The organism is Pseudomonas orientalis, from assembly GCF_002934065.1.
Classification (GTDB): domain Bacteria; phylum Pseudomonadota; class Gammaproteobacteria; order Pseudomonadales; family Pseudomonadaceae; genus Aquipseudomonas; species Aquipseudomonas orientalis_A.
Window position 1 is genome coordinate 92905 of the sequence record NZ_CP018049.1, and the last position, 24596, is coordinate 117500.

The 24596-nt window shown below is 60.9% G+C and carries 23 protein-coding genes (1 of these 23 running past the window's edge); 4 read left to right on the plus strand and 19 right to left on the minus strand.

The features are described 5' to 3' along the window. Positions 1 to 125: 125 nt before the first annotated feature. Positions 126 to 1457 (plus strand): glutamate/aspartate:proton symporter GltP, encoded by a 1332-nt coding sequence (gltP, locus tag BOP93_RS00455; protein ID WP_057725679.1) that lies wholly within the window; start codon positions 126 to 128, stop codon positions 1455 to 1457. 98 nt (positions 1458 to 1555) lie between these two features. Further along, complete coding sequence (locus tag BOP93_RS00460; protein WP_065895293.1) at positions 1556 to 2785, plus strand: nucleoside recognition domain-containing protein; 1230 nt, start codon at positions 1556 to 1558, stop codon at positions 2783 to 2785. Between the two features lie 92 nt (positions 2786 to 2877). On the opposite strand, the gene BOP93_RS00465 is transcribed toward BOP93_RS00460, so the two are convergent. The 19 genes from BOP93_RS00465 to BOP93_RS00555 all read right to left on the minus strand — a co-directional run bounded on the left by BOP93_RS00465 (position 2878) and on the right by BOP93_RS00555 (position 23231). Further along, a complete protein-coding gene (locus BOP93_RS00465; protein WP_104501184.1) occupies positions 2878 to 3489 on the minus strand; it encodes an ABC-type transport auxiliary lipoprotein family protein in 612 nt (203 codons plus the stop codon). Next, positions 3486 to 4424 (minus strand): MlaD family protein, encoded by a 939-nt coding sequence (locus BOP93_RS00470; RefSeq protein ID WP_065886788.1) that lies wholly within the window; start codon positions 4422 to 4424, stop codon positions 3486 to 3488. Before BOP93_RS00470 ends, BOP93_RS00465 begins: the two co-directional genes overlap by 4 nt. Position 4425: 1 nt before the next feature. Beyond that, positions 4426 to 5229, minus strand: a complete 804-nt coding sequence (locus BOP93_RS00475; protein WP_065886789.1) for an ABC transporter ATP-binding protein — start codon at positions 5227 to 5229, stop codon at positions 4426 to 4428. After that, a complete protein-coding gene (locus tag BOP93_RS00480) occupies positions 5226 to 6374 on the minus strand; it encodes an ABC transporter permease (RefSeq protein ID WP_104501185.1) in 1149 nt (382 codons plus the stop codon). The genes BOP93_RS00475 and BOP93_RS00480 overlap by 4 nt, the downstream gene beginning before the upstream one ends. Positions 6375 to 6428: 54 nt before the next feature. Then, entirely contained in the window at positions 6429 to 7460 is a 1032-nt protein-coding gene (locus tag BOP93_RS00485) for a DUF5924 family protein (RefSeq protein WP_065936532.1), read from the minus strand. A 70-nt stretch (positions 7461 to 7530) separates the two neighbouring features. Beyond that, complete coding sequence (locus tag BOP93_RS00490; protein ID WP_104501186.1) at positions 7531 to 8913, minus strand: M16 family metallopeptidase; 1383 nt, start codon at positions 8911 to 8913, stop codon at positions 7531 to 7533. Positions 8914 to 8971: 58 nt separating this feature from the next. Further along, positions 8972 to 10630, minus strand: a complete 1659-nt coding sequence (locus tag BOP93_RS00495) for a Na/Pi cotransporter family protein (protein ID WP_065886793.1) — start codon at positions 10628 to 10630, stop codon at positions 8972 to 8974. A gap of 214 nt (positions 10631 to 10844) precedes the next feature. Continuing rightward, a complete protein-coding gene (locus tag BOP93_RS00500; protein ID WP_017139071.1) occupies positions 10845 to 11612 on the minus strand; it encodes a TerC family protein in 768 nt (255 codons plus the stop codon). 67 nt (positions 11613 to 11679) lie between these two features. Beyond that, positions 11680 to 12987 (minus strand): CitMHS family transporter, encoded by a 1308-nt coding sequence (locus BOP93_RS00505; RefSeq protein WP_065886794.1) that lies wholly within the window; start codon positions 12985 to 12987, stop codon positions 11680 to 11682. A gap of 367 nt (positions 12988 to 13354) precedes the next feature. Next, positions 13355 to 15316, minus strand: a complete 1962-nt coding sequence (locus tag BOP93_RS00510; protein ID WP_104501187.1) for a DUF4105 domain-containing protein — start codon at positions 15314 to 15316, stop codon at positions 13355 to 13357. Continuing rightward, positions 15313 to 15633, minus strand: a complete 321-nt coding sequence (locus BOP93_RS00515; RefSeq protein WP_056790589.1) for a DUF2388 domain-containing protein — start codon at positions 15631 to 15633, stop codon at positions 15313 to 15315. Before BOP93_RS00515 ends, BOP93_RS00510 begins: the two co-directional genes overlap by 4 nt. A 38-nt stretch (positions 15634 to 15671) precedes the next feature. After that, positions 15672 to 15980, minus strand: a complete 309-nt coding sequence (locus BOP93_RS00520) for a DUF2388 domain-containing protein (protein WP_065886812.1) — start codon at positions 15978 to 15980, stop codon at positions 15672 to 15674. A 90-nt stretch (positions 15981 to 16070) separates the two neighbouring features. Beyond that, the gene (locus tag BOP93_RS00525) at positions 16071 to 16391 is read right to left on the minus strand and encodes a DUF2388 domain-containing protein (protein WP_057725665.1); all 321 of its coding nucleotides are present in this window, start codon (positions 16389 to 16391) and stop codon (positions 16071 to 16073) included. A 332-nt stretch (positions 16392 to 16723) separates the two neighbouring features. Continuing rightward, on the minus strand, positions 16724 to 16939 hold the full coding sequence (locus BOP93_RS00530) for a DUF1127 domain-containing protein (RefSeq protein WP_003187413.1): 216 nt from the start codon (positions 16937 to 16939) through the stop codon (positions 16724 to 16726). A 318-nt stretch (positions 16940 to 17257) separates the two neighbouring features. Then, positions 17258 to 18751 (minus strand): acetyl-CoA hydrolase/transferase family protein, encoded by a 1494-nt coding sequence (locus tag BOP93_RS00535; protein WP_104501188.1) that lies wholly within the window; start codon positions 18749 to 18751, stop codon positions 17258 to 17260. 234 nt (positions 18752 to 18985) lie between these two features. After that, a complete protein-coding gene (locus BOP93_RS00540; RefSeq protein ID WP_065886797.1) occupies positions 18986 to 20422 on the minus strand; it encodes an NAD(P)(+) transhydrogenase (Re/Si-specific) subunit beta in 1437 nt (478 codons plus the stop codon). Beyond that, the gene (locus BOP93_RS00545) at positions 20422 to 20742 is read right to left on the minus strand and encodes an NAD(P) transhydrogenase subunit alpha (protein ID WP_003187417.1); all 321 of its coding nucleotides are present in this window, start codon (positions 20740 to 20742) and stop codon (positions 20422 to 20424) included. The genes BOP93_RS00540 and BOP93_RS00545 overlap by 1 nt, the downstream gene beginning before the upstream one ends. 15 nt (positions 20743 to 20757) lie before the next feature. Next, a complete protein-coding gene (locus tag BOP93_RS00550) occupies positions 20758 to 21879 on the minus strand; it encodes a Re/Si-specific NAD(P)(+) transhydrogenase subunit alpha (RefSeq protein ID WP_065886798.1) in 1122 nt (373 codons plus the stop codon). A gap of 431 nt (positions 21880 to 22310) precedes the next feature. Then, positions 22311 to 23231 carry a LysR family transcriptional regulator gene (locus BOP93_RS00555; protein ID WP_104501189.1) on the minus strand — a complete coding sequence of 307 codons (921 nt, stop codon included), beginning with the start codon at positions 23229 to 23231 and terminating at the stop codon, positions 22311 to 22313. Positions 23232 to 23389: 158 nt separating this feature from the next. Here BOP93_RS00555 and BOP93_RS00560 point away from each other — a divergent pair, with 158 nt between their 5' ends. Then, positions 23390 to 24571, plus strand: a complete 1182-nt coding sequence (locus BOP93_RS00560; protein WP_065886800.1) for an acyl-CoA dehydrogenase — start codon at positions 23390 to 23392, stop codon at positions 24569 to 24571. Positions 24572 to 24584: 13 nt separating this feature from the next. Then, positions 24585 to 24596, plus strand: the 5' end (the start) of a protein-coding gene (locus BOP93_RS00565) for a CaiB/BaiF CoA transferase family protein (RefSeq protein ID WP_104501190.1). Its footprint extends 1209 nt past the window's final position; the window shows 12 of its 1221 coding nt (coding positions 1-12); it begins with the start codon at positions 24585 to 24587; its stop codon lies off the right edge, out of view.

Genomic DNA, 24596 nt, shown 5'->3' on the forward strand with positions numbered 1-24596 from the left:
TGCCAGTAAGCCATTTCGGCCACGCTGCGGTGACCTTCCATGGAGGCAGATGCTCACACTTTTTCGCTTTCGAGCGGTCCAGCTGGCGCATTTGCCTTAAGTTCACTTGAAGTAAGGGTAATGACATGAAGAAGGCAAAGCTAAGCCTCGCCTGGCAGATCCTCATCGGTTTGGTGCTGGGGATCGCAATCGGTGCAGTGCTCAACCATTTCAGTGCTGAAAAGGCCTGGTGGATCAGCAACGTGCTGCAGCCGGCAGGCGATATCTTTATCCGCCTGATCAAGATGATCGTTATCCCAATCGTGATTTCGTCGCTGATTGTCGGTATTGCCGGTGTGGGTGACGCGAAAAAGCTGGGCCGCATCGGCGTCAAGACCATCCTTTACTTTGAAGTCGTCACCACCATCGCCATCGTGGTCGGCCTGTTGCTGGCCAACCTGTTCCATCCGGGCGCGGGCATCGACATGAGTACCCTGGGTACTGTCGATATCTCCAAGTACCAGGCAACCGCCGCCGAAGTGCAGCATGAGCATGCGTTCATCGAGACCATTCTCAACCTGATCCCGTCGAACATCTTCGCAGCCGTCGCCCGTGGCGAGATGCTGCCGATCATCTTCTTCTCCGTGCTGTTCGGCCTGGGCTTGTCGAGCCTCAAGCCGGAACTGCGCGAGCCGCTGGTGACCATGTTCCAGGGTGTGTCCGAGAGCATGTTCAAAGTCACTCACATGATCATGAAGTACGCCCCTATCGGCGTATTTGCGCTGATCGCGGTGACGGTCGCCAACTTCGGCTTCGCCTCGCTGCTGCCATTGGCCAAGCTGGTGATCCTGGTTTACGTCGCGATATTGTTCTTCGCGTTTGCGGTGCTGGGCCTGATCGCCCGTCTGTTTGGTTTCTCGATCCTCAAGCTGATGCGCATCTTCAAGGACGAGCTGGTGCTTGCCTACTCCACCGCCAGTTCCGAAACCGTACTGCCGCGTGTGATCGAGAAGATGGAAGCCTACGGCGCGCCGAAGGCGATCTGCAGCTTCGTGGTGCCGACGGGTTACTCGTTCAATCTCGACGGTTCGACCCTGTATCAAAGCATCGCCGCGATCTTCATTGCCCAGTTGTACGGCATCGACCTGTCGATCGGCCAGCAACTGATGCTGGTGCTGACCCTGATGGTCACCTCCAAAGGCATCGCCGGCGTGCCGGGTGTGTCCTTCGTGGTGTTGCTGGCTACCCTGGGCAGCGTGGGCATTCCATTGGAAGGCCTGGCGTTTATCGCGGGTGTAGACCGTGTGATGGACATGGCGCGTACCGCGCTGAACGTGATCGGCAACGCCTTGGCCGTGCTGGTTATCTCGCGCTGGGAAGGCATGTACGACGATGCCAAGGGCGAGCGCTACTGGAATTCGCTGCCGCACTGGCGCAGCAAAGAGGCGCTGCCGGCCGGTGAGATCACTCGCGGCTGATCGCTCGATTGCGCTGACACAAACCCCGGATAATTCCGGGGTTTGTCGTTTCTGCCAGCCCCGCTATCATTCGCCCCATCTTTCGGGGGATTCAACTAATGCTCAATGGCCTGTGGCTTGGCTTCTTTGTGGTGGCAATGGTGTCAGCACTGGCGCAATGGCTGGTGGGCGGTAACGCCGGAATTTTTGCGGCGATGGTGGAAAGCATTTTCGCCATGGCCAAATTGTCGGTGGAGGTCATGGTGCTCTTGTTCGGCACCTTGACGTTGTGGCTGGGTTTTCTGCGTATCGCCGAAAAAGCCGGGATCGTCGACTGGCTGGCCAGGGCCCTGGGCCCGCTGTTTCGTCGCCTGATGCCGGAGGTGCCCGCCGGTCACCCTGCCATCGGCTTGATCACCCTCAATTTCGCCGCCAACGGCCTGGGCCTGGACAACGCCGCCACGCCCATCGGCCTCAAGGCCATGAAGGCGCTGCAGGAACTCAACCCCATCCCCAATACGGCGAGCAACGCACAGATCCTGTTCCTGGTGCTCAATGCGTCCTCGCTGACGCTGTTGCCGGTGACCATCTTCATGTACCGCGCCCAGCAAGGCGCTGCCGACCCGACGCTGGTGTTCCTGCCGATCCTGCTGGCCACCAGCGCGTCGACGCTGGTGGGCCTGCTGTCGGTAGCGGTGATGCAGCGCCTGCGCCTGTGGGACCCGGTCGTGCTCGCCTACCTGATTCCCGGCGCGTTGGTGCTGGGAGGCTTCATGGCGTTGCTGGCGACCCTGTCCGCCACGGCGCTGGCCGGGTTGTCTTCGATCCTGGGCAACCTCACGCTGTTTGGCTTGATCATGCTGTTCCTGGTGATCGGCGCCTTGCGCAAGGTCAAGGTGTATGAGGCCTTTGTCGAAGGTGCCAAGGAAGGTTTTGACGTCGCCAAGAACCTGCTGCCCTATCTGGTAGCGATGCTCTGTGCGGTGGGCGTGTTGCGTGCTTCCGGCGCCCTGGACTTCGGCCTGGAAGGGATTCGCCACCTGGTGGCCTGGACCGGCATGGACACGCGGTTTGTCGACGCACTGCCGACCGCGATGGTCAAGCCGTTCTCCGGCAGCGCGGCGCGGGCGATGCTGATCGAGACCATGCAGACCCAGGGTGTGGACAGCTTCCCGGCGTTGGTGGCGGCGACGATCCAGGGCAGTACCGAGACCACGTTTTATGTGTTGGCGGTGTACTTCGGGTCGGTGGGCATCCAGCGGGCGCGGCATGCGGTGGGGTGTGCGTTGTTGGCGGAGTTTGCGGGTGTCGTTGCAGCTATTGCGGTGTGCTACTGGTTCTTTGGTTGAGCTTAGATTGCTATCGGGGGCAAGCCCCCTCCCACACGTTGATCTGTGAATGCATTCAAATTGTGGGAGGGGGCTTGCCCCCGATGAGGCCCTCAACCTTTAGGTGTAGTGTTGCCTTGCGCCACCACCCAATCCACTACCTGCCTATTCAGTTGATCCCCGGCTTGCCCAAAAGCAGCCACCACCGCCGGCACCTTGGTGTCCCCCACCTTCTGCCTCACCTCAAACCGCCGGCTGGCAATAATCCGCTGATCACTGCCGCGCACCAGCCGCGCATCCAGGCGAATCACCACCTCCACTGCCGTGCCGTGGTATTCGCTCTGAAACGCCTGTAACTGGCCTCCCAGCTCATAGTCCGCCTGCAGGTTGGTCTCATCGGTACTCAACAGCGTCACCCGCCCATCACGCTGGAAGCCATCCAGCAGGCGATTGCGCAACAGCACCGGCGCCGGGTCGCTCCAGCGCGAGTGGGCATAGCTGCTGATCAGATCGCCATTGGGCACCACCGCGATGCGTGGGCTGTCGAGAAATTCGCTGGTCTGTGGCTTGGTCACGCGCAGTGACCAGCTCACCGGCGTACCTTGGCTGACGGGCTGCGTCGACGCCAGGCGGTAGACGTCGGACGGGTCCGGCTTGGGCAGGATCGAGCACGCGCTCATCAATGCAAAGGCCACGGGGGCGATGATTCGGTAAGCACGCTTCATGGCGTGAACTCCTTGTTCTTGTCACTGCCCAGCAGGTAACCGCTGGGGTTGGCTTCCAGGCGGCGGGAGATGGCGCGCAGCGAACCGAGGGTTTCGCGCAGTTCGCGCACGGCCGGCGCCAGTTCATTGAGGCCCTGCAGACCGCTGTTCACCGAGTCCTTGTTGTTGGCCAGCAAGGTATTGAGGGTGGCGGTGCTTTGCTCAAGGGACTTCATTGCCTGCTCCGCGCTGCCAAAGGCTTGCTTGCCTTGGTCGTTGAGCAAACCGTTGGCGTTGCGCATCAAGACGGTGGTCTGTTCCAGCGCGCCGCCGGCCTGCTTGCTCACTTGCATCAATTGCTGCATCACCACTTTGATGTCGCCGCGCTGTTCTGCAATGGCGCCGGTGGTTTGCTGCAGATTGTCCAGGGTGGTGCTCAAGCGTTCGACGTTTTCCCGGGAGAACAGCTGGTTGGCGTTATGCAGCAGCAGGTTGACGCTGGTCATCAGGTCGTTGCTGTTATTGAGCAGGCGGGCGATGGGCGACGGCGACGCGATGATCTCCGGCAGGTTGCCGTCCTTGCCCTTGAGTTCCGGGCTCTGCGGAGTGCCGCCGCTGAGTTGGATGATCGACGTGCCGGTGATGCCGGTCAGTGCCAGTTTGGCCTGGGTGTCTTCCTTGATCGGCGTTTGCCCGGCGAGGCGGATGCGCGCCAGCACGCGGCGCGGGTCCTTGGGGTCCAGGCGCAGGCTGGTGACATCGCCGACCTTGATCCCGCTGTACTGCACCGAACTGCCCTGGGACAGGCCGCTGACCGCTTCGTTGAACACCACCTCATAGTCCTGGAAGGCGCTGTCGACGCTGGATTTGGCCAGCCACAGGCCGAACAGCATCGCGCCGACCACCACTATTACGCTGAACAGTCCGATCATCACATGATGGGCTCGGGTTTCCATGTCATACCTCGTTGAGCGATTGAGCGGCATCCAATGCCGCACGGCCTCGGGGGCCGTGGAAATATTCGTGGATCCAGGCGTCATCGGTTTCCGAGACGACATCGATGGCGTCCGCCACCAGGACTTTCTTCTGCGCCAGCACCGCCACGCGGTCGGTGATGGTGTACAGCGTGTCGAGGTCGTGGGTGACCAGGAACACACTCAAGCCCAGCGCGTCGCGCAGGGTCAGGATCAGTTGGTCGAATTGCGCCGCGCCAATCGGGTCGAGGCCGGCGGTGGGTTCGTCGAGAAACAGGATGTCCGGGTCCAGGGCCAGCGCGCGCGCCAGGGCGGCGCGCTTGATCATGCCGCCGGACAGCGACGCCGGGTACTTGTCGGCCGCCGACAACGGCAGCCCGGCCAGGGCCAGCTTGACCGCCGCCAGATGCTCGGCATCGGCGCGGCTGAGCCCGGCGTGCTCGATCAACGGCAAGGCGACGTTCTCGGTGACGGTCAGCGAGGAAAACAAGGCGCCCTTCTGGAACAGCACACCGAAGCGCCGTTCCACCAGTGAGCGTTCATGCTCGGACAAATTCGGCAGGTCCTTGCCCAATACCCGCACTTGCCCTTCGCTGGGTCGCCGCAGGCCGACGATGCTGCGCAGCAACACCGACTTGCCGCTGCCGGAGCCGCCGACCACCGCCAGGATCTCGCCCTTGTACAAATCCAGGTCGAGATTCTCGTGCACGCTCTGGCTGCCAAAGCGATTGCACAGGCCGCGAACTTCAATCACCGCCTCAGTGGGCGCTCGATGCAGACGACTCACCAGCCCATCTCCATGAAAAACATTGCCGCGACCGCGTCCAGCACGATCACCACGAAAATCGACTGCACCACGCTGGAGGTGGTGTGCGCGCCGACCGACTCGGCACTGCCGCTGACCTTGAAGCCTTCCAGGCAACCGATCGCGGCGATCAGGAACGCGAAGATCGGCGCTTTCACCATGCCCACCAGAAAATGCTGCACGCCGATGTCCGATTGCAGCAGCGACAGAAACATCGCCGGCGAAATATCCAGGGCCACCGCACACACCACGCCGCCGCCGACAATCCCCGAAAGCATCGCCAGGAATGTCAGCATCGGCAGCGCCACCAGCAATGCCAGGACCCGCGGCAGCACCAGCAGCTCCATCGGGTCCAGGCCCAGGGTGCGGATCGCGTCGATTTCTTCGTTGGCCTTCATCGAGCCGATTTGTGCGGTAAAGGCGCTGGCCGTGCGACCGGCGATCAGGATGGCGGTGAGCAACACGCCAAATTCGCGCAGGAATGAAAACGCCACCAGGTCCACGGTGAAGATCGTCGCGCCGAAGCTCTTGAGCACGGTGGCGCCGAGGAAGGCCACCACGGCGCCGACCAGAAAGGTCAGCAGCGCAACGATCGGCGCGGCATCCAGGCCGGTCTGTTCGATATGCGCGACCACCGGCGTCAGGCGCCAGCGCTTGGGCCGCAGGATGCCGCGCACGAAGGTTTCGAGGATCAGGCCGATGAAGCCCAACAGTTTCATCCCGTCTTGCCAGACGGTGTCCACGGCGCGGCCGATGCGCGCCAGCAGTTGCACACCGGCGCCCTCTTCCGGCTCCTTGAGCGGTACGCAAAAATCATTGAGCGAGCGGTAGACCGTCTTGAGCAGTGCCCGGTCGGCGGCGGACAGGCTGCAATCGCTCTGCTCGGCGGAGCGTTCGATACGGTCGGGCCCCAGCAACTCCACCAGCAGCGAAGCGCCGGCAGTATCCAGGGCGCCGAGGCCGTTAAGGTCGATGTGCGCGCCGGCGTCGTATTGGCCGTCAAGTGTGTTCGACAGCTTCTTCAGCTTTGCGTAATGGGCAAGCGTCCAGTCACCGGTAATGCGCAGCAACGGCGGTGTGCGGGACGTATCGAGTTGGGCCGCGCCGGCCGTCGTGGGAGTGGTCATAAGCTCCGAGCGTGTTTGGCTGTCCACAATTGCTACGTAATAGCACGATCGGGCCTAAGGCGGGTTGTCCGTTTGTGCTGAGTCGGTGACGTTAAAGCGCAGCACGCCAATCACTTGCCCGTCTTCGGTGAGCACCCGCACCTGCCAGCGGCCTACCGCATCCGGCGGGAAGTTCTGCTTGTGCGTCCAGGCGCGGTAGCCCTCCTTGCGGCCGCCATGGATATCCAGGGCAATGCGGTCGACTTCCTTGCCGTTGAATTTCCACACATGGTAGATCCGCTCATCGAGGCCGCGCGGCGCGTTGATTGCGGTGTAGGCGTACAGTCCGCCGCTGCGCAGCTGGGCGGCGCTGACTTGCTTGAGGTCGTCGCCCGGTGTGCGGTCTTGCAGCTGGGTGCTGATGGCCACTTCAGTCATCCACAGGGTGGCAGGTGGCACCCAGCTACGCAGCAACCAGCCGGCGCAGCCAATAGCCGCTGTCACCCCCAGCAGCATTGCCCAGCCTTTGACGCTGCGCAGCGGCAGGCTGGCGGCCAGGCTCGGAATCGACAGGGCCATGGCGACGCCCAGTGCCAGTTTGTAACTTTCGGCGGTCGTCAGGTGCAGGATGATCGGCAGCGCGGTCAGCAGTGCGGCGAACAATGTCAGCGTATGCAAGGCGAGGAACAGCGAGCGCTTGGGCGCCAGCCACTTGTAATACAGCGGGTCGATGATCGAGACCAGCGCCGCCGCGCCGAGCAGGCCGGTGAACGCCGATTGGCCGCTGTTCCAGGCCGTGGTGACGAAAAAGAACGGCAACACGAAAAACAGACTTTCCTGGTGGATCATCTGGGTCGCATAGCGCAGCAGCGGTTCCGGTATCTCGCGGTTGAACAGCTTGGTGAACAGCTGGGTGAAGCTGTTTTCCAGCATCAGCCACAACCAGCTCACCAGCAGGATCACGGCGATCCAACTGGCCATGCCTTGCTGGCGGTCCACCAGGATGAAGCTGCCCACACCCGAGATGAAGCCACCGAGTGCGATCACCCCAGGGTAGCGCTTGATCAGTTCTATAACGCGCTGGATAAGGGGCGGCAGGTTTGGCATGGGCGATTCACAATAAGGGTTAGAAAAATCCGCGACAGAATAACGTCTTGGTCCGCTGTTCGGCGCCTCATTACGCGAGCCGTTTGCGATAAAACCGCAGGGCGATCCACGCAAGCCCGATCAGTCCCAGCACGCCCGCGCCTATCCAGCTCAGGGCGTTGTAGCTCAACAGCGGTTTTTCGATGCGCCAGTAGCCCGGCTGCTCCAACACCTGGCGCATGGCCTGATTGGTCTGGGCCAGGGTCACGGCCTTGATACGTTTGGCCGGGTCGCTGAAGCGCCCATCGTCATATTCGCCGGCGGCGCTCCAATAATAGTCGGCCAGCGCGCTGTTGCCCTGCACGGCCCAGGCCTGACGTGCAATGGCGGCTTGCTGCAGGCGCGCGAACACCGCCGGGTCGAGGCCATCCTTGAGCAAGCGGGCCTTGAGGTCTTGCAATACCTGCTCGGCTTGCTCGAGGTTTTCCCGTTCGAGGTCGGCGTTCAGGCTCAGGAAGCCCACGCCGCCGAGCACTTCACGCTCGCTCCACGGCCCGTAGGACAGGCCGTGCCTGAGGCGTAATTGGCGGTACAACGCCCAGTCGAGGTAGTCCTTGAGCAGGTCGTAGGTTTCATCATGCTGGTCTTCCAGCACCGGCTCCGGGAACAGCCAGTGCAGCTTGGCATTGTCGCCGACCCAGCCGTGGATCAGGTCACGATGGCTGGCGGCGGCCTGCTGGATTTGCGGCAGCGGTCGATGTTCGCTCGGCTCTACCGGGTCGAGCTGGCCATAGGTGCGTTCCAGGTAGGCAGGCAGCAGTTTGTCCAGGTCGCCGACGACGATCAGGGTCATGTTGTTCGGTGCGTACCAGTTTTTGCGCAGCGCCTCCAACTGGTCGCGGGTCAGCGGGTCGACCTCGGCGCGTTCGGCGCACTTGAGGCCCAACTCGACGGCCAGCTGGTTGCTGGCGTTGTGGCCCAGATCCTGGCGGTCCAGCAGGCGTTGCAAGTGGGAGTAATGGCCTCCGTCCTCGCGCTCGACCACCTGCTTGGCGGCGTTGATAGTGGCGTCGGTCAGTTGGGTGCGGGTGACGATTGCCAGCAGCAGGTCCAATACCTTGCGCTGGTTCTGCGCAGGCGCCTCGATCACGAACGTGGTGTCGGCGTTGCTGGTGTAGGCGTTCCACTCCCCGCCCAGGGCCTGCATGCGGTCTTCGAGGTCGCCTTCGTTACCGCCGTCGATGCCGCTGAACAGCAGGTGCTCGAACAAATGCGGCAGTTCTTTCTGGTCGCAGCTGAAATCGTCCAGGCCCACGCCGACTACCAGGCGGATCGCCACATGCCCGCGCTCGGTGCCCGGTTTGAGCAGCAATTGCAGGCCGTTGGGCAAGGTATAGCCTTCGACCTGCAGACGGTCGAAGGCAAAGGTGTGTGCCGAGCCCATGAGCAGGCAGGCGAGTAACAGGCGACGCATAACAAGCTTCCTGGCGAATGAGGTCCGTTGTTAACTGACTTCGCTCGCTGGCGTACGTTCAGGGCGAATGGGTGATGTCGGCAATATCGTCGGCAGAGAGTGCGCCGGTGTCGGACGTTTCCAGCACGACATAAGCGCTGCTGCAAAACAACGAGTTCAGGCGCTTCATGTCGGCGATCAGCTCCAGGTGCAGGGAGCTGGTTTCCAGGCTCTGTACGATTTTACGCTGCAAGCGGCTGACGTGAGCGTGGGCCAGGCGCCGCTCCTGGGCGCGAAAGCGGCGTTTCTCCCGCAGTAATTGGCGGGCGCTTTCCGGGTCGCCGCTGAGGAACACCGACAGGCCCAGGCGCAGATTGGCGATCAGTTGACTGTGCAGGCCGCTGAGTTCTTCCAGGCCGACTTCGGAAAATTGCCGGCGCTGGGACGTCTTCTGCTGCTGCACTTTGCGCAGCATGCGCTCGATCAGGTCGCCTGCCAGCTTCAGGTTGATCGACAGTTCGATGATTTCTGCCCAGCGTCGATTGTCCTGCTCACTCAGGTCTTCACGGGGCATTTGCGCCAGGTAAAGTTTGATCGCGCTGTAAAGCGCCTCGACGTCATCGCTGAGGCTGCGCATTTGCTGGGTAATGGCGGTTTGGTTGCCGCGCAGCACTTCCTGCATCGAGGTGAGCATGTTGTCGATCAGGTCGCCGAGCCGCAGGGTTTCGCGGGCGGCGTTGGCCAGCGCCAGGCTCGGCGTGTTCAGCGAGGCCAGGTCCAGATGGCGCGGCTTGGCTTTGCCGTTGGTCTCGGGGCGCTCCGGCAGCAGCCATTCGCACAGCCGCGCCATCGGGCCGATAGTGGGCAACAGAATCAGGCAGCGGCTGACGTTGTAGAGCAGGTGAAAGGTGATGACCATGCCCTGGGTGCTGTAGTCCAGGCCGTCCATCCAGCGGACGAGGGGGTCGAGTACCGGAATGATCAACAGCAGGCCGATCAATTTGTACAACAGGCTGCCCAGGGCGACTTGCCGCCCGGCGGTGTTTTGCATGCTGGTGCTGAGAAAGGCCAGGATGCCACTGCCGATGTTGGCGCCGATCACCAGGCCGATGGCCACGTGCAGACCGATCACGCCGGCGCCGGCCAGGGTGGCCGTGAGCAGCACTGCGGCGAGGCTGGAGTAGGAAATCATCGCGAACAGCGCACCGACCAGGGCGTCGAGCAGGATGTCGCCGGTCAGCGAAGCGAAGATCACTTTGACGCCCTGGGCATGGGTAATCGGCCCGGCGGCTTCGACGATCAATTGCAGGGCCAGAATGATCAGCCCTAGGCCGATCCCGACCCGGCCCAACTGCCCTGCCCGCGTCTGTTTGCGCGACAGGAAAAAAATCACCCCGAGGAAGATCAGCAGCGGTGACAACCACGACAGGTCAAAGGTCAGCACCCGCGCCATCAACGCGGTACCGACGTCGGCGCCGAGCATGGTGGCCAGGGCGGGCGTCAGGCTCATCAACCCCTGGCCGACAAAGGACGTCACCAGCATCGCCGTGGCATTGCTGCTCTGCACCATGGCCGTCACCAGGATACCGGCGATAAACGCCAGCCAGCGCTTGGACATGTTCTGCCCGATGACTTGGCGCAAGTTGGAGCCGTAGACCCGCAGGATGCCGGTACGGACGATGTGCGTGCCCCAGATCAGCAGGGTCACGGCGGAAAGCAGATTGAGCAAGGTCAGCATGCTCGGCCCCCCGTGTAGGTGAGCTCCAGCAGGAGCGAAGGAAAGTTGCCGCGTGCCGTTCTACGTCTTGTACTTAAGCTGTAGTTGGCGAATGGGCTCTGCGCCAGCATCGCATAGCTGATCGCGGGATTGAAACAAAACTGTCATGAAATCAGCTTTTTGCAGATGAAAAAAAACGAGGCACCAACGCCCCGTTTTTTTGTGTGGCTCGGGTTTATTGACCCGGAATATCCTTGCGCAGTTTCACCGGATCCTGCTGCTTCTTCTTTTTCGCGATGGCGGTGCGCATCTTGATGTTCACCGCTTCCACCGCCAGCGAGAACGCCATGGCGAAGTAGACGTAGCCTTTTGGCACGTGAACGTCGAAGGATTCGGCGATCAGCACGGTACCCACCACCAGCAGGAACGACAGCGCCAGCATCTTCAGCGACGGGTGCTTGTCGATGAATTCGCTGATGGTGCCGGCGGCCAGCATCATCACCAATACGGCAACCACGATGGCGGCGACCATGACCGGCACATGGGAAACCATGCCGACGGCGGTGATGACCGAATCCAGGGAGAACACGATGTCGATGATCGCGATCTGGATGATGGTGTAGATGAACTTGCCACCCTTGCCACCCGGTTCGTCGTGGGTTTCGTCTTCACCTTCCAGGGCGTGGTACATCTCCTGGGAGCTTTTCCACAGCAGGAACAAGCCACCGAAGAACAGGATCAGGTCGCGACCGGAGATGCCCTGGCCGAAGACCACGAACAGGTCGGCGGTCAGTTGCATGACCCAGGTGATCGACAGCAGCAACAGGATGCGCGTGACCATCGCCAGGGCGAGGCCGAAGATCCGGGTGCGCGCCTGCATGTGCTTGGGCATGCGGCTGACCAGGATCGAAATCATGATGATGTTATCGATGCCCAGGACGATCTCGAGCGCCGTCAGGGTGAAGAAGGCAATCCAGATTTCCGGATTGGTCAGCCATTCCATGTGTATTCCTTTGAGCAAGTGTTAACCGCGCAAGCTGCAGCGCCGCGCGGTGAGTGAGTCGGTACGATTATAGAGTGCTGAACAGCGGAAAAATCCCCATCAGCAGCGCGGCGAACATTATGCACAGGCATACCAGCACTGCCCACTTCAAGGTGAAGCGCTGGTGATCGCCAAACTCGATACCCGCCAGGGCGACCAGCAAGTAGGTCGAGGGTACCAGCGGGCTGAGCAGATGCACCGGCTGCCCGACGATTGACGCTCGCGCCATTTCCACCGCAGTGATGCCGTAGTGGCTGGCTGCTTCGGCCAGTACGGGCAGCACGCCGTAGTAGAACGCATCGTTGGACATGAAGAAGGTGAACGGCATGCTCACCAGCGCGGTGATTACGGCGAGGTACGGGCCCAGGGCTTCCGGGATAACCGCCAGCAGGCTCTTGGACATGGCATCGACCATGCCGGTGCCCGACAGGATGCCGGTGAAGATGCCGGCGGCGAAGATCAACCCGACCACCGCCAATACGCTGCCGGCGTGGGCGGCGACGCGGTCTTTCTGCTGTTGCAGGCACGGGTAGTTGACGATCATCGCGATACTGAACGCCACCATGAACAGCACGGGCAGCGGCAGCAGGCCGGCGATCAGCGTGCACATCAGGGCAAGCGTCAGCGCGCCGTTGAACCAGATCAGCTTCGGACGGCGGGCGTCGGGAAATTGCGACACGCTGATTTCGCTGTGGTCGATCTCGTCGCCTTGCAGATGCAGTTCACCCAGGCGTGCACGCTCGCGCTTGCCGTACATATAGGCAATCGCCAGGATCGCTACCACGCCGGCCGCCATGGCCGGGATCATCGGTACGAAGATGTCCGAGGGGTCCACATGCAGCGCGCTGGCGGCGCGAGCGGTCGGGCCGCCCCAGGGGGTCATGTTCATCACGCCGCCGGCAAGAATGATCAGGCCGGCCATGATGCGCGGGCTCATGCCGATGCGCTTGTACAGCGGCAACATCGCAGCGACGCAGATCATGTAGGTGGTGGCGCCGTCACCGTCGAGGGACACCACCAGGGCCAGCACGGCGGTGCCGACCGAGACTTTCAGCGGGTCGCCCTTGACCATCTTGAGAATCTTGCGCACGGCCGGGTCGAACAGGCCGGAGTCGATCATCAGGGCAAAGTAGAGGATGGCGAACATCAGCATCACGCCGGTCGGCGCGAGCTTGGTGATGCCTTCGAGCATCATCGGGCCGATCTTCGGCGCGAAGCCGCCGAACAGCGCGAACAGGATCGGCACGATGATCAAGGCGATCAGCGCAGACAGGCGCTTGGTCATGATCAGGAACATGAACGTGATGACCATGGCAAAGCCAAGGAAAGTCAGCATAGGAATACTCCAGGCGTAGCGCGGCTAGGGAATGGCGAACCGGGTGGGGTCAGCGCAGAACGAAAGGCACGAGGCGTACGGGGGGAGTAGGGAAAAACAGACGGGTACGGGCGGACATCGGGAATCACCATTGTTGTTGTTAACAGTCGGTCTATTGCCGACAGTGGGGCGATCCTAGACGGGTAAGCTTTCAGCCAGCTTTCGCCGGGAAAACAGGTGACACTCGGTCTTGCGGCTTATGCGGATAAAAAATGTGGGAGGGGGCTTGCCCCCGATTGCAGTGGGTCAGGCAGCTTATGGCTAGCTGACCCACCGCTATCGGGGGCAAGCCCCCTCCCACATTGGAATTACTTGATTCGCTGAGTGTTTACGGCAGTTCGAGGCCGCCGGCCGCTTTATGCAACGCTCGCAGGTGTTCGCCCATTTGCTTGAGATTGGCTTCGCAAGCGGCAATCTCGGCAGCGCGGGACGGATCGAGCAGCGCCCTGACTTCTTTATCCAGCTCGCCGGTCAGCGATTGCAGTTGCTTCTGGCGCTCGGCACTTTCCGATTCCAGCCGCTTGGCCTCCGAAGGCTGCGGCAGGCCGTAGCCGCCACTGTCGAGCAACTCGGCGGGGCGACTGAGGAAGCCGCTGTTGGCGAGGATTTGCTGCAACGTGTTGTTGGCTTTTTCCATGCCGCCGTTCTTCAGCTCCCGCGCATTGAGGTAGCGTTGTTTGACTTCGTCTTGGGCGAGCATCAATTGTTTGCGAAAGCTGGCCTGCTCCAGCAACAGCAACGCGGCGCTGGTTCGCAAGTCGGCCTGGCTGAACCATTGGCGGCGCTCCTGCGCATTCAGCGACAGCCAGTCTTCGACTTGGGTCTGCTTGATCGGCAGGCGCTTGCGCAGTACATCGAACATCGCCTGGTAGCGCTCGCGGAACGAGTCAAAGTGATAGCCCAGGCGCAACGCTTCGCGCTTGTCATTCAGTACGCTGGTGTCGGCCAACCCGCGTGCGCTGAGCACCTCCAGCAAGCCGTTGGGGGTGATGTTGTCCAGGCCGGTCAATTGCGGGTTGGCGCTGCCGCTGCGCAACAGCTTCAAGCTTTCCACCGCACAGTTGTTGGAAATGAAGAAGTAGTTGCCGTCGTAGCTCCAATGCATCTCGGCGGCGTGTTCGACCGTTTCGTTGATTTCCTGGCGATTGAGCTTGAGCGGCACTGACGCCAGGCCACGCAGTTCGGTCTTGGTGTACTCGTCGATGACTTGGGCCAGCGGCAGGACAAACAGTCGCGACGGGTATTTGCCCACCAGGCCATCCCAGCTCGACAGCTGTACGTCACCGACGAAGGCGCGGTAGGACAGCACCAGGTGCTGATCCAGGTCCAGCCGGCAATCCGGCCCGCGAGGACGGCCGGGCGCGCAGATCACCAGGCGCAGCATGCTATGGCCCCAGCGGCTCACCAGATTCTGGTTGGCTTCGGCGAGCAGGTAGTCGATTTCGTACACACGTTCCGGGTCGATCTGGCCGAGCGGGGTCTTGGCGAAATCGTTGCCGGCGTTCAGAAAGGCGTAGGTATTGCCGCACTTATCCTGCCCCGGCGGCGCCCAGCCGAAATGTTCCTTGTAATAGCGCGCCAGCGCGGGACGGCGACAGGCGTAGCTGGGGTCGAGGAGGAAGTACTCCATGTTGACCGCGACGAATTCCAGCGGGCTGGTGGTTTCGTAGATATCCGGGCTGCGAACCACCTGGTTGTTATGCTGCTCGCGTTCGCCGCGACGGCCGACATATTGCGGCCAGCCGGCGAGGTCCAGCAGGCGAGGGTCGTCACTCAGGGTGTAGCGACGGTCGTTCTGGCCACGGCATTGATCGGGCAGGCCAATCAGGCCGGTGATGTTGTTCTGGCGGCTGCAACGCTGGATCAGGGCGCGCTCGTCTTTGGACCACAGGCGCGCACGGTCATAGATGTGGGTCAGTTCATGCAGCACAGTGGCGAGCATTTCCCGGCGCACGGTGCCGTGGGGGCGGTTGGTTTTGCGGGTGGCGGCGCTGCCGTCGGTCAGGCTGGCCAGCAGGTTTCGGTTGAGGTCCAGTTCGGACACCAGGGAGGCCTGGCCGTAAGCGTTTTCAGGCATCTTGTCGGTCCAGCCGACCTCGATGCGGCGGTCCAGCTGCTCGATGAAGCGCGGCGGCAGGGCGCCCATCGCTTCATCGAGCAATGCCTGGCTGGCCTGCTGTTCAGCCGGGCTCAGGCCATCGGTCTTGAGCTGCAGTTGCAGGCTGGCCTGGGCCGCACCGGCACACAGCAGCACAGCCCCGGCCAGGAGCCAGGCCTTGATTCGCCTCACAGAGCGAGGATAGCTTCGGCGAGCGTCTGGTCGCTGGCATCACGGGCTTCTGGTACGCGGGTGCGCAGGGTGTCAAAGGCGGCCTCGAGTTGCGCGCCACGGATCTCGCCATGGGTGGCGACGAAACTGGCGGCATCATCATGGGCTTCGCGCACGATTTTGGAATCGCGGATGGAAGTGGTGGTGTCAGAGGTGAAATCAATAGTGCGCGCCGAAGCACGAACCACGATGTTGCTGGTGGCCTTCAGGGTTTGCGCCTGGGCGACATCAGCCAGAAACAGCAGGCCGAGGGCGGCGACGATCAACGGGCTACGCATGGGGTGACTCCAATACAAAGATGGCTATACAAAGATGATTATTGGACGAGAATTGCCTGCGCCAGTTCAAGGTCGCTTGCATGAAGTTTTGGCTGGGTGCGGCGCAGGTAATCCAGCGCGGACTCCAGGCGTGCGCCCCGCCATTGGCCGTCTGTGGCAATGAAAGCAGCAGCATCATCCCTGGCGACCCGGACCAACTTGTTATCAAACGGCGCAGACGTCACCTTGCTGGTGGCGTACGCGCTGGCAACGGTGCTCTGAACAGAGACGTCAAAGGCCGAAGCCAATGGTGCCCAGCAGGCACAGAGCATTACTGGAACAATCAACAGGCGGTATGAAAAAGCCATGGCACTCGACAACTGAAAACGAGCGCCAAGGCTAGCGCAATGACCGGGTGAGAGCCAGTGCAGTGACGGCCCTTCCTGCCGGCCCTGGCGTTAGATCGCCAGGATTGCCTGGGCCAATTGAGCGTCAGTGGCAGTGTTCAATTGCGGTGCCTGCTGGCGGATCTGCGCCAGGGCGCTTTCCAGTTTCACACCACGGATGGCGCCTTCGCTTGCGACAAAGCTGGCCGCGTCGTCACGGGCGGCTCGCACCACCTTGTTGTCGCGCAGGGAGGAGGTGGCATCGGACGTGGCGTCGGAGGTGGCTTTCAGTGCGCCGACGATCGAATCGGTGGTAACGATAAAGCTGCTCGCGTTGGCGTTGGCAGCAACGGCCAACAGGGCGGCGGTGCACAGCAGGCGAAGACGGGACATGGGGTGACTCCTGTAGATGAGCAAATAAGGTGGCGTAGAACCGCCACAGTGAAACGGACGTTGGGCAATTGGGCATCTGACGCCCGTTCTACAAGGTTCGCCACGTGGTGACTGGATATTAGGTCACCGCTTGCTCATTCGGAAGCCTGCGGTTAACTGTTGTGGTTTTATTTATAAATACGAAAACTGTACTGGTCTGGTAGAGGGCTGCTGTTTCCGGTTCCCACATCCAGATACAACAAAGCCCGCCTCCGGTTACCTGGGGCGGGCTTTGCTTTGACAAATCAGAGTGCTGGCGGTGGACCCGGCGGGTCAGGGCCAGCGAGCGCCAATCAGCGCCAGAACGGCTTGCTCAGCTCTTCGTAGCGTTGAGCTTCGCTGATACCGGCATCAGCCAGCAGACGCGAATCCAGACGAGCCAATTGGTGGCGGCTGGAGATGCGGCGCTGCCACAACATCAGGTTGGCGAGAACGCGCAAAGGCAGGGAAGCCTGGGTGTTAACAGCTTTTTCTTCGAAGAACAGTTCGGAACTGAGTGTACGTTCCATGATGACATCCTTCCGCTTGTGGCGGGATTAGGTAGTGGTTTAACTGATGCCAATGATCCTCCTCGCACGCAAGACTCTCTAGATACAGTTCACCTGTATTGTGAGGGGCCAGTTAACTGTTTATAGAGGCTGTACGGTACGAAATGGGGGCAACTGTACCTATGTGCACCGTGACGGTGCGAAATCGGCTTTTTCGGCGAGGGTTGTGGGATATTTCTGTAGGAAATGACCGGTACAGCAGTACAGTTTTTGCAAGATGAGGCGATCAAACCACCGGGCTGATGAAACTGTATTGGCATCAACCCGGTTGTATATCCCTCAAGCCTTGAGCATGTACCCGGTTTCTTCCAGGTTAATGTGCCAGCTCAGTGCGTCGCGCAGGATATGCGGGGTATGCCCGCCGATAGCGCAGGCGGCAACGAAGTAGCCGTTCAGCGCGTCGCGATACGCCGGGTGCACACAGTTGTCGATGATCACGCGGGCACGCTCGCGGGGTGCCAGGCCACGCAAGTCCGCCAGGCCCACTTCGGTCACCAGGATGTCGACGTCATGTTCGGTATGGTCCACATGGCTGACCATCGGCACCACGCTTGAAATCGCGCCGCCCTTGGCAATCGACTTGGTCACGAAGATCGCCAGGTGCGCATTGCGCGCAAAGTCCCCGGAGCCGCCAATACCGTTCATCATCCGTGTGCCGCAGACGTGGGTGGAATTGACGTTGCCGTAGATATCGAACTCCAGCGCTGTATTGATGCCGATGATGCCCAGGCGGCGCACCACTTCAGGATGGTTGGAGATTTCCTGCGGGCGCAGCACCAGCTTGTCCTTGTAGTGCGCAAGATTGCCGAACACATCGGCATTGCGCCGCTCCGACAGGGTAATCGAGCTGCCGGAGGCGAAGCTCAGTTTGCCCGCGTCGATCAGATCGAACGTCGAGTCCTGCAGCACTTCCGAATACATGGTCAGGTCTTCGAACGGCGAGTCAATCAAGCCGCACATCACTGCATTGGCGATGTTGCCGATCCCGGCCTGCAGCGGGCCGAGCTTGTTGGTCATGCGCCCGGCATCGACTTCCTGTTTCAGAAAGTTGATCAGGTGGTTGGCGATGCCCTGGGTGTCGCTGTCGGGTGGCGTCACGGTGGAGGCGGAATCGGCCTGGTTGGTGATCACAATGGCGACGATCTTCTCGGGCGGGATGGGAATCGCCGGGCTGCCAATACGATCGTCGACTTTGACCAGCGGAATCGGCGTGCGAGTTGGCCGATAGGAAGGGATATAAATGTCGTGCAGCCCCTCCAGGTTCGGGTTGTGCGCCAGGTTGATCTCGACGATGACTTGCTTGGCAAAAATCGCGAAGCTGGCGGAGTTGCCCACCGAGGTGGTGGGCACGATATGGCCTTGTTCGGTGATGGCGACGGCTTCAATCACGGCGATGTCCGGCAACTTGAGCTGGTTGTTGCGCAGTTGCTCGACGGTTTCCGACAGGTGCTGATCGATAAACATCACTTCGCCGGCGTTGATTGCCTTGCGCAAGGTGCTATCGACCTGGAACGGCATGCGGCGTGACAGCACGCCGGCTTCGGTCAATTGCTTGTCCAGGTCGTTGCCCAGGCTGGCACCGGTCATCAGGGTGATTTTCAGCGGGGACGTCTTGGCGCGCTCGGCCAGGGCGTGGGGGACGGCCTTGGCTTCACCGGCGCGGGTGAAGCCGCTCATGCCGACGGTCATGCCGTCCTCGATCAGTGCAGCGGCGTCTGCCGCGCTCATGACCTTGTTCAACAACGAAGGCAAGCGGATACGATCACGGTACATGAATGGTTATCTCAGGCTGCGGAAGCAAGTTGGGCAGTGTAGTGATTTCAAAAAGTTTCGGCCCGCTACCATGGTCGAATGCCGAGTGGCGATTTAGAGCCTTTGGTCGGGTTTCATCCGAGTGTGCACAGCGGGACGCAGAGCATCCCTGGCTGCATTCCCACGCAGAGCATGGGAACGAAAAAACCCCAGCCTATCTCAGGCCGGGGTTTCGGGTATTGCGCTGGCGCAGTGTTATTCGACAGCTTTGACCATATCTTCGATAACCTTTTTGGCATCACCGAAGACCATCATGGTCTTGTCCAGGTAGAACAACTCGTTGTCCAGGCCTGCGTAGCCGCTGGCCATCGAGCGCTTGTTGACGATGATGGTCTTGGCCTTGAACGCTTCAAGGATCGGCATGCCGGCGATCGGTGAGTTCGGATCGTTCTTGGCGGCCGGGTTGACCACGTCGTTCGCGCCCAGCACCAGTACCACGTCGGCCTGACCGAACTCGGAGTTGATGTCTTCCATCTCGAACACCTGGTCGTACGGCACTTCGGCCTCGGCCAGCAGTACGTTCATGTGCCCGGGCATACGGCCTGCCACAGGGTGGATCGCGTACTTTACCGTCACACCGCGATGAGTCAGCTTCTCGGTCAGTTCCTTGAGCGCGTGTTGCGCCCGAGCCACCGCCAGGCCGTAACCCGGCACGATGATCACGGTGTCGGCGTTGGTCAGCAGGAAAGTCGCATCGTCGGCCGAGCCGGACTTCACCGGGCGTGCTTCCTTGGAGCCTGCCGCAGCACCGGCGTCCGGCGCATTGCCGAAGCCGCCGAGCAGCACATTGAAGAAGGAGCGGTTCATGGCCTTGCACATGATGTACGACAGGATCGCGCCGCTGGAGCCCACCAGGGAGCCGGCGATGATCAGCATCGAGTTGTTCAGCGAGAAGCCGATCCCTGCCGCTGCCCAGCCGGAGTAGCTGTTGAGCATCGAGACAACCACCGGCATGTCGGCGCCGCCGATGGGGATGATGATCAGCACGCCCAGTACGAAGGCCAGGGCCAGCATCACTGCGAAGGCCGTGAGGTTGCCGGTGAACATGAAGGCCAGGCCCAGGCCCAGCGTCAGCAGGCCCAGCACCAGGTTGAGCTTGTGCTGGCCGCCGAACTGCACCGGTGCGCCCTGGAACAGGCGGAACTTGTACTTGCCGGACAGCTTGCCGAAAGCGATCACCGAACCGGAGAAGGTAATTGCACCGATGGCGGCACCCAGGAACAGTTCCAGGCGGTTGCCCGCAGGAATGGCGTCGCCCAGGTGCTTGACGATACCCAGCGATTGCGGTTCGACGACCGCCGCGATGGCGATGAATACCGCAGCCAGGCCGATCATGCTGTGCATGAACGCGACCAGTTCCGGCATCTTGGTCATTTCGACGCGCTTGGCCATGACCGAGCCGGCGGTGCCGCCGATCAGCAGGCCGACGATCACATAGCCGATACCGGCGGTGGCCAGCTCAGCGCCAAGCTTATAGATGAGGCCAACGGTGGTGAGTACCGCCAGCGCCATGCCGAGCATGCCGAACAGGTTGCCGCGCCGCGAAGTGGTCGGGTGCGAGAGGCCTTTGAGGGCCTGAATGAAGCAGATCGACGCAATCAGGTAGAGCGTCGTGACGAGGTTCATGCTCATTACTTGGGCGCCTCTTCTTTTACTTTCGGGGCTTTTTTCTTGAACATCTCAAGCATTCGCCGGGTGACCAGGAAACCACCAAACACGTTGACCGCCGCCAGGGCCACAGCCAGGGTGCCCATGGTCTTGCCCAGCGGTGTGACCGTGAGGGCGGCGGCGAGCATGGCGCCGACTATCACGATTGCCGAAATGGCGTTGGTCACGGCCATCAACGGCGTGTGCAGCGCGGGTGTCACGTTCCAGACCACGTGGTAACCGACATAAATCGCCAGCACAAAGATGATCAGGTTGTAGATACCGGGGGAGATAAGCTCTTCCATCGTCTGAATCCCTGCTTAGGCGTTTTTGCGGATGACTTGTCCGTCGCGGCACATCAGGCACGCGGCGACGATGTCGTCTTCGAGGTTGATTTCAAACTGCCCTTCCTGGGTGAACACCAGTTTCAGGAAGTCCAGCAGGTTGCGCGCGTACAGGGCCGAGGCATCGGCTGCCACGGCGCCGGCCAGGTTGGTGGGGCCGCAGATAATTACGCCGTTTTCCACCACGACCTGATCTGCGACTGTCAGCGGGCAGTTGCCGCCCTGGGCTGCCGCGAGGTCGATGACCACCGAGCCGGGCTTCATCTGCGCGACGGTTTCGGCGCTGAGCAAGGTCGGCGCTTTACGGCCGGGGATTAACGCCGTGGTGATGACGATGTCGGCCTGCCTGGCGCGCTCATGCACAGCCAGGGCCTGGCGCTGCATCCAGCTGCTGGGCATGGGACGTGCGTAACCGCCGACGCCGACCGCGCATTCGCGCTCCTCATCGGTTTCGTAAGGCACATCAACGAACTTGGCACCGAGGGATTCGATCTGCTCCTTCACGGCCGGGCGAACGTCAGACGCTTCGATCACCGCACCCAGGCGTTTCGCCGTGGCAATCGCCTGAAGGCCTGCAACGCCGGCGCCGAGGATCAACACGCGAGCGGCTTTCACCGTGCCTGCGGCAGTCATCAACATCGGCATGAAGCGCGGGTAGTGGTGGGCAGCCAGCAACACGGCCTTATAGCCGGCGATATTGGCTTGGGAGGACAGCACATCCAGGCTCTGGGCCCGGGAGGTGCGTGGCGCAGCTTCGAGCGCGAAGGCCGTGATGCCGCGCTCTGCGAGCTTGGCGATGGTTTCGTTGCTGAACGGGTTGAGCATGCCCACCAATACGGTGCCGCTTTTGATCAGCGCCAGTTCGCTGTCGCTGGGAGCAACCACCTTGAGGATCAGTTCGGCGCCAAACGCATCGCTGGCGCTGCCAATGGTTGCGCCTGCCGTTTCATAGGCACTGTCGACGATGCTGGCTTTGATGCCGGCGCCGCTTTGTACAGTGACCTTATGGCCCTGGCCGATCAGCTTCTTGATGGTTTCCGGGGTGGCAGCCACCCGCGTTTCACCGGTCTGGGTTTCGAGAGGAACACCAATGTGCACGTCAAATCTCCTGCATGATCTTTTTGCTTTTGATCTTTTTGTAAAAAGGCCAGTGCGCCGTGAGTGGCGCAACTGGGGCGGCCGATCAGCACGATCCCGCTGAAATGACAGCGGGGCGCGGCATTTTGCAGGCGAACTTTACGGCCTTCAAGGGATTATGACGGGTGACGAAAAATTAACTACAAGTCACCCTGTGACTGATTGTCGCAATGTGCCGAAATAACCTCTTTAAATACAAGCAATTAAAGGCTTGTAGGCGGTAACGCGCGGTTTTTTAATCGTCGGCGTGAATAGTCGGTTATTGAACCGTAATAGTCGCTGCAAGCCTTATCATTCATGGCTTTGCGCTCCTTTTTTGTTCAACAGATACAGTCTGTTTAAATGCGACATCCGCGTATATCTGTAGTGCTTTGATTTAGTTGACTACAAGGTCAGTAAGTGGGGGGTTGGCCTTGGGTGTCGGGGTTGTAGCGCCGAGATTGCTCGATGAGCCAATCGCGGAACGCATGCAGGGACGCGGATTTGACCTTTCGTTCCGGAATCATCAGGTAATACGCCTTATCGCTGGGCAGGGTTTGGTGGCTCGCGATCACCAGGTGCTGCTCTTTCAACTCTCGCTGGATCAGGAAGGGTGGGATCAGCGCAATGCCCATGTCATGCATTGCCGCCTGGGACAACATTGAGAATAGCTCGTAACGCGGGCCTGTCATGTCGCGGGGAACGCTCATCTGCTGGGCGTTGAACCACTGACGCCAGGCGTAAGGGCGCGTTGTCTGCTGCAAGAGCGGCAGGTCGGCCATTTCCTGGGGGGTAAAGTACGCGCGGTCGCCGAGTAAGCGTGGGCTGCACACGGGGACGGGGTTTTCCCCCATTAGCCTATGGGATTCGGTGCCGGACCAGTCGGCATCACCGAAATAGATCGCAGCGTCGAACTCGGTGTCGGCAAACAGGAAGGGGCGCGTGCGGTTGGTCAGGTTGACCGTCACTTCCGGGTGCCGCTGTTGAAAGTCCTTCAGGCGCGGGATCAGCCATTGGGTGCCGAAAGTCGGTACCACGGCCAGTTCGATGACATTCGCGCCCTGCTGGCCCATGACTGAAAGGGTGTCGCGTTCTACTGCATCCAGTTGCGTTGCCACCCTGCGGCTATAAGACAGCCCCGCCTCGGTCAGCTTTACCCCGCGCCGCGAGCGTCGAAACAGTTCGACACTCAAAAATTCTTCAAGGCTGGCGATCTGTCGGCAAATCGCGCCTTGAGTGATGGAAAGCTCCTGTGCCGCCTTGGTGAAGCTCTTATGACGGGCGGCTGCTTCGAAACTGATAAGCGCGGTAGTGCTGGGGATTTTCCTGCGCATGTACATTGTCCTCACATATAAGGCGCTTTTTTGGCCTTGTCAGGCGTTACGAAGTGAGAAATTAGCACAACCCCATGCAGAAACCTCGTTTGCCCTCGGCGTCGCCCCGGCCTAGTCTGCCTGTACGACGTTTTGATTGTTTTCGTGAGGACTTATTCATGGCTGGCAAGGCAAGCTTCAACTGGATCGATCCGCTGCTGCTGGATCAACAGCTCACCGAAGAAGAGCGCATGGTGCGCGACAGTGCCGAGCAGTTTGCTCGGGACAAGTTGGCGCCCCGTGTGCTTGAAGCTTTCCGTCATGAAAAGACCGACCCCGCGATCTTCCGCGAGATGGGCGAAACCGGCTTGCTGGGGGCCATGATTCCCGAGCAATACGGTGGCAGTGGCTTGAACTACGTCAGCTATGGGTTGATTGCCCGTGAAGTCGAGCGTGTCGATTCCGGTTATCGCTCGATGATGAGTGTGCAGTCCTCATTGGTCATGGTGCCGATCAATGAATTCGGCACCGAAGCGCAAAAGCAAAAGTACCTGCCGAAACTGGCCTCCGGCGAATGGATCGGCTGCTTCGGTCTCACCGAGCCCAATCACGGTTCTGATCCAGGCGCGATGATTACCCGTGCGCGCAAAGTGGAAGGCGGTTACAGCCTGACCGGCGCGAAGATGTGGATCACCAACAGCCCGATCGCCGACGTGTTTGTGGTGTGGGGCAAGGACGACGCCGGCGACATCCGCGGTTTTGTACTGGAGAAGGGCTGGAAAGGCCTGAGTGCTCCGGCGATTCACGGCAAGGTCGGTTTGCGGGCGTCCATTACGGGCGAAATTGTCATGGACAACGTGTTTGTGCCCGAAGAGAACATCTTTCCGGACGTGCGTGGCTTGAAAGGTCCGTTTACTTGCCTGAACTCGGCGCGATACGGCATCTCCTGGGGCGCGCTGGGGGCTGCGGAGTTCTGCTGGCATACCGCGCGCCAGTACACCCTTGATCGTCATCAGTTTGGTCGCCCGTTGGCGGCGACGCAGTTGATCCAGAAAAAGCTGGCCGACATGCAGACCGAGATCACGTTGGCGCTGCAAGGTTGTCTGCGCCTGGGGCGGATGAAAGATGAGGGAACGGCGGCGGTTGAGATTACTTCGATCATGAAGCGCAACTCATGTGGTAAGTCTCTGGATATCGCGCGCATGGCCCGGGACATGCTGGGCGGCAACGGCATTTCCGACGAGTTCGGGGTGGCGCGTCATCTGGTCAACCTGGAAGTGGTCAACACCTATGAAGGTACGCATGACGTGCATGCCTTGATCCTGGGGCGCGCGCAAACCGGTCTTCAGGCCTTCTATTAATAGGAGCACGGACATGGGCGCGCTT

Coding starts and splice junctions, on each gene's coding strand:
- BOP93_RS00545 (WP_003187417.1), bottom strand. CDS start 20,742: ATGGAAGAGCTTATCTCCCCCGGTATCTACAACCTGATCATCTTTGTG.
- BOP93_RS00560 (WP_065886800.1), top strand. CDS start 23,390: ATGGCTGGCAAGGCAAGCTTCAACTGGATCGATCCGCTGCTGCTGGAT.
- BOP93_RS00470 (WP_065886788.1), bottom strand. CDS start 4,424: ATGGAAACCCGAGCCCATCATGTGATGATCGGACTGTTCAGCGTAATA.
- BOP93_RS00480 (WP_104501185.1), bottom strand. CDS start 6,374: ATGACCACTCCCACGACGGCCGGCGCGGCCCAACTCGATACGTCCCGC.
- BOP93_RS00500 (WP_017139071.1), bottom strand. CDS start 11,612: ATGGAATGGCTGACCAATCCGGAAATCTGGATTGCCTTCTTCACCCTG.
- BOP93_RS00515 (WP_056790589.1), bottom strand. CDS start 15,633: ATGCGTAGCCCGTTGATCGTCGCCGCCCTCGGCCTGCTGTTTCTGGCT.
- BOP93_RS00505 (WP_065886794.1), bottom strand. CDS start 12,987: ATGCTGACTTTCCTTGGCTTTGCCATGGTCATCACGTTCATGTTCCTG.
- BOP93_RS00460 (WP_065895293.1), top strand. CDS start 1,556: ATGCTCAATGGCCTGTGGCTTGGCTTCTTTGTGGTGGCAATGGTGTCA.
- BOP93_RS00540 (WP_065886797.1), bottom strand. CDS start 20,422: ATGAGCATGAACCTCGTCACGACGCTCTACCTGATTGCGTCGATCTGC.
- BOP93_RS00535 (WP_104501188.1), bottom strand. CDS start 18,751: ATGTACCGTGATCGTATCCGCTTGCCTTCGTTGTTGAACAAGGTCATG.
- BOP93_RS00555 (WP_104501189.1), bottom strand. CDS start 23,231: ATGCGCAGGAAAATCCCCAGCACTACCGCGCTTATCAGTTTCGAAGCA.
- BOP93_RS00520 (WP_065886812.1), bottom strand. CDS start 15,980: ATGGCTTTTTCATACCGCCTGTTGATTGTTCCAGTAATGCTCTGTGCC.
- BOP93_RS00485 (WP_065936532.1), bottom strand. CDS start 7,460: ATGCCAAACCTGCCGCCCCTTATCCAGCGCGTTATAGAACTGATCAAG.
- BOP93_RS00530 (WP_003187413.1), bottom strand. CDS start 16,939: ATGGAACGTACACTCAGTTCCGAACTGTTCTTCGAAGAAAAAGCTGTT.
- BOP93_RS00490 (WP_104501186.1), bottom strand. CDS start 8,913: ATGCGTCGCCTGTTACTCGCCTGCCTGCTCATGGGCTCGGCACACACC.
- BOP93_RS00465 (WP_104501184.1), bottom strand. CDS start 3,489: ATGAAGCGTGCTTACCGAATCATCGCCCCCGTGGCCTTTGCATTGATG.
- gltP (WP_057725679.1), top strand. CDS start 126: ATGAAGAAGGCAAAGCTAAGCCTCGCCTGGCAGATCCTCATCGGTTTG.
- BOP93_RS00525 (WP_057725665.1), bottom strand. CDS start 16,391: ATGTCCCGTCTTCGCCTGCTGTGCACCGCCGCCCTGTTGGCCGTTGCT.
- BOP93_RS00495 (WP_065886793.1), bottom strand. CDS start 10,630: ATGCTGACCTTGCTCAATCTGCTTTCCGCCGTGACCCTGCTGATCTGG.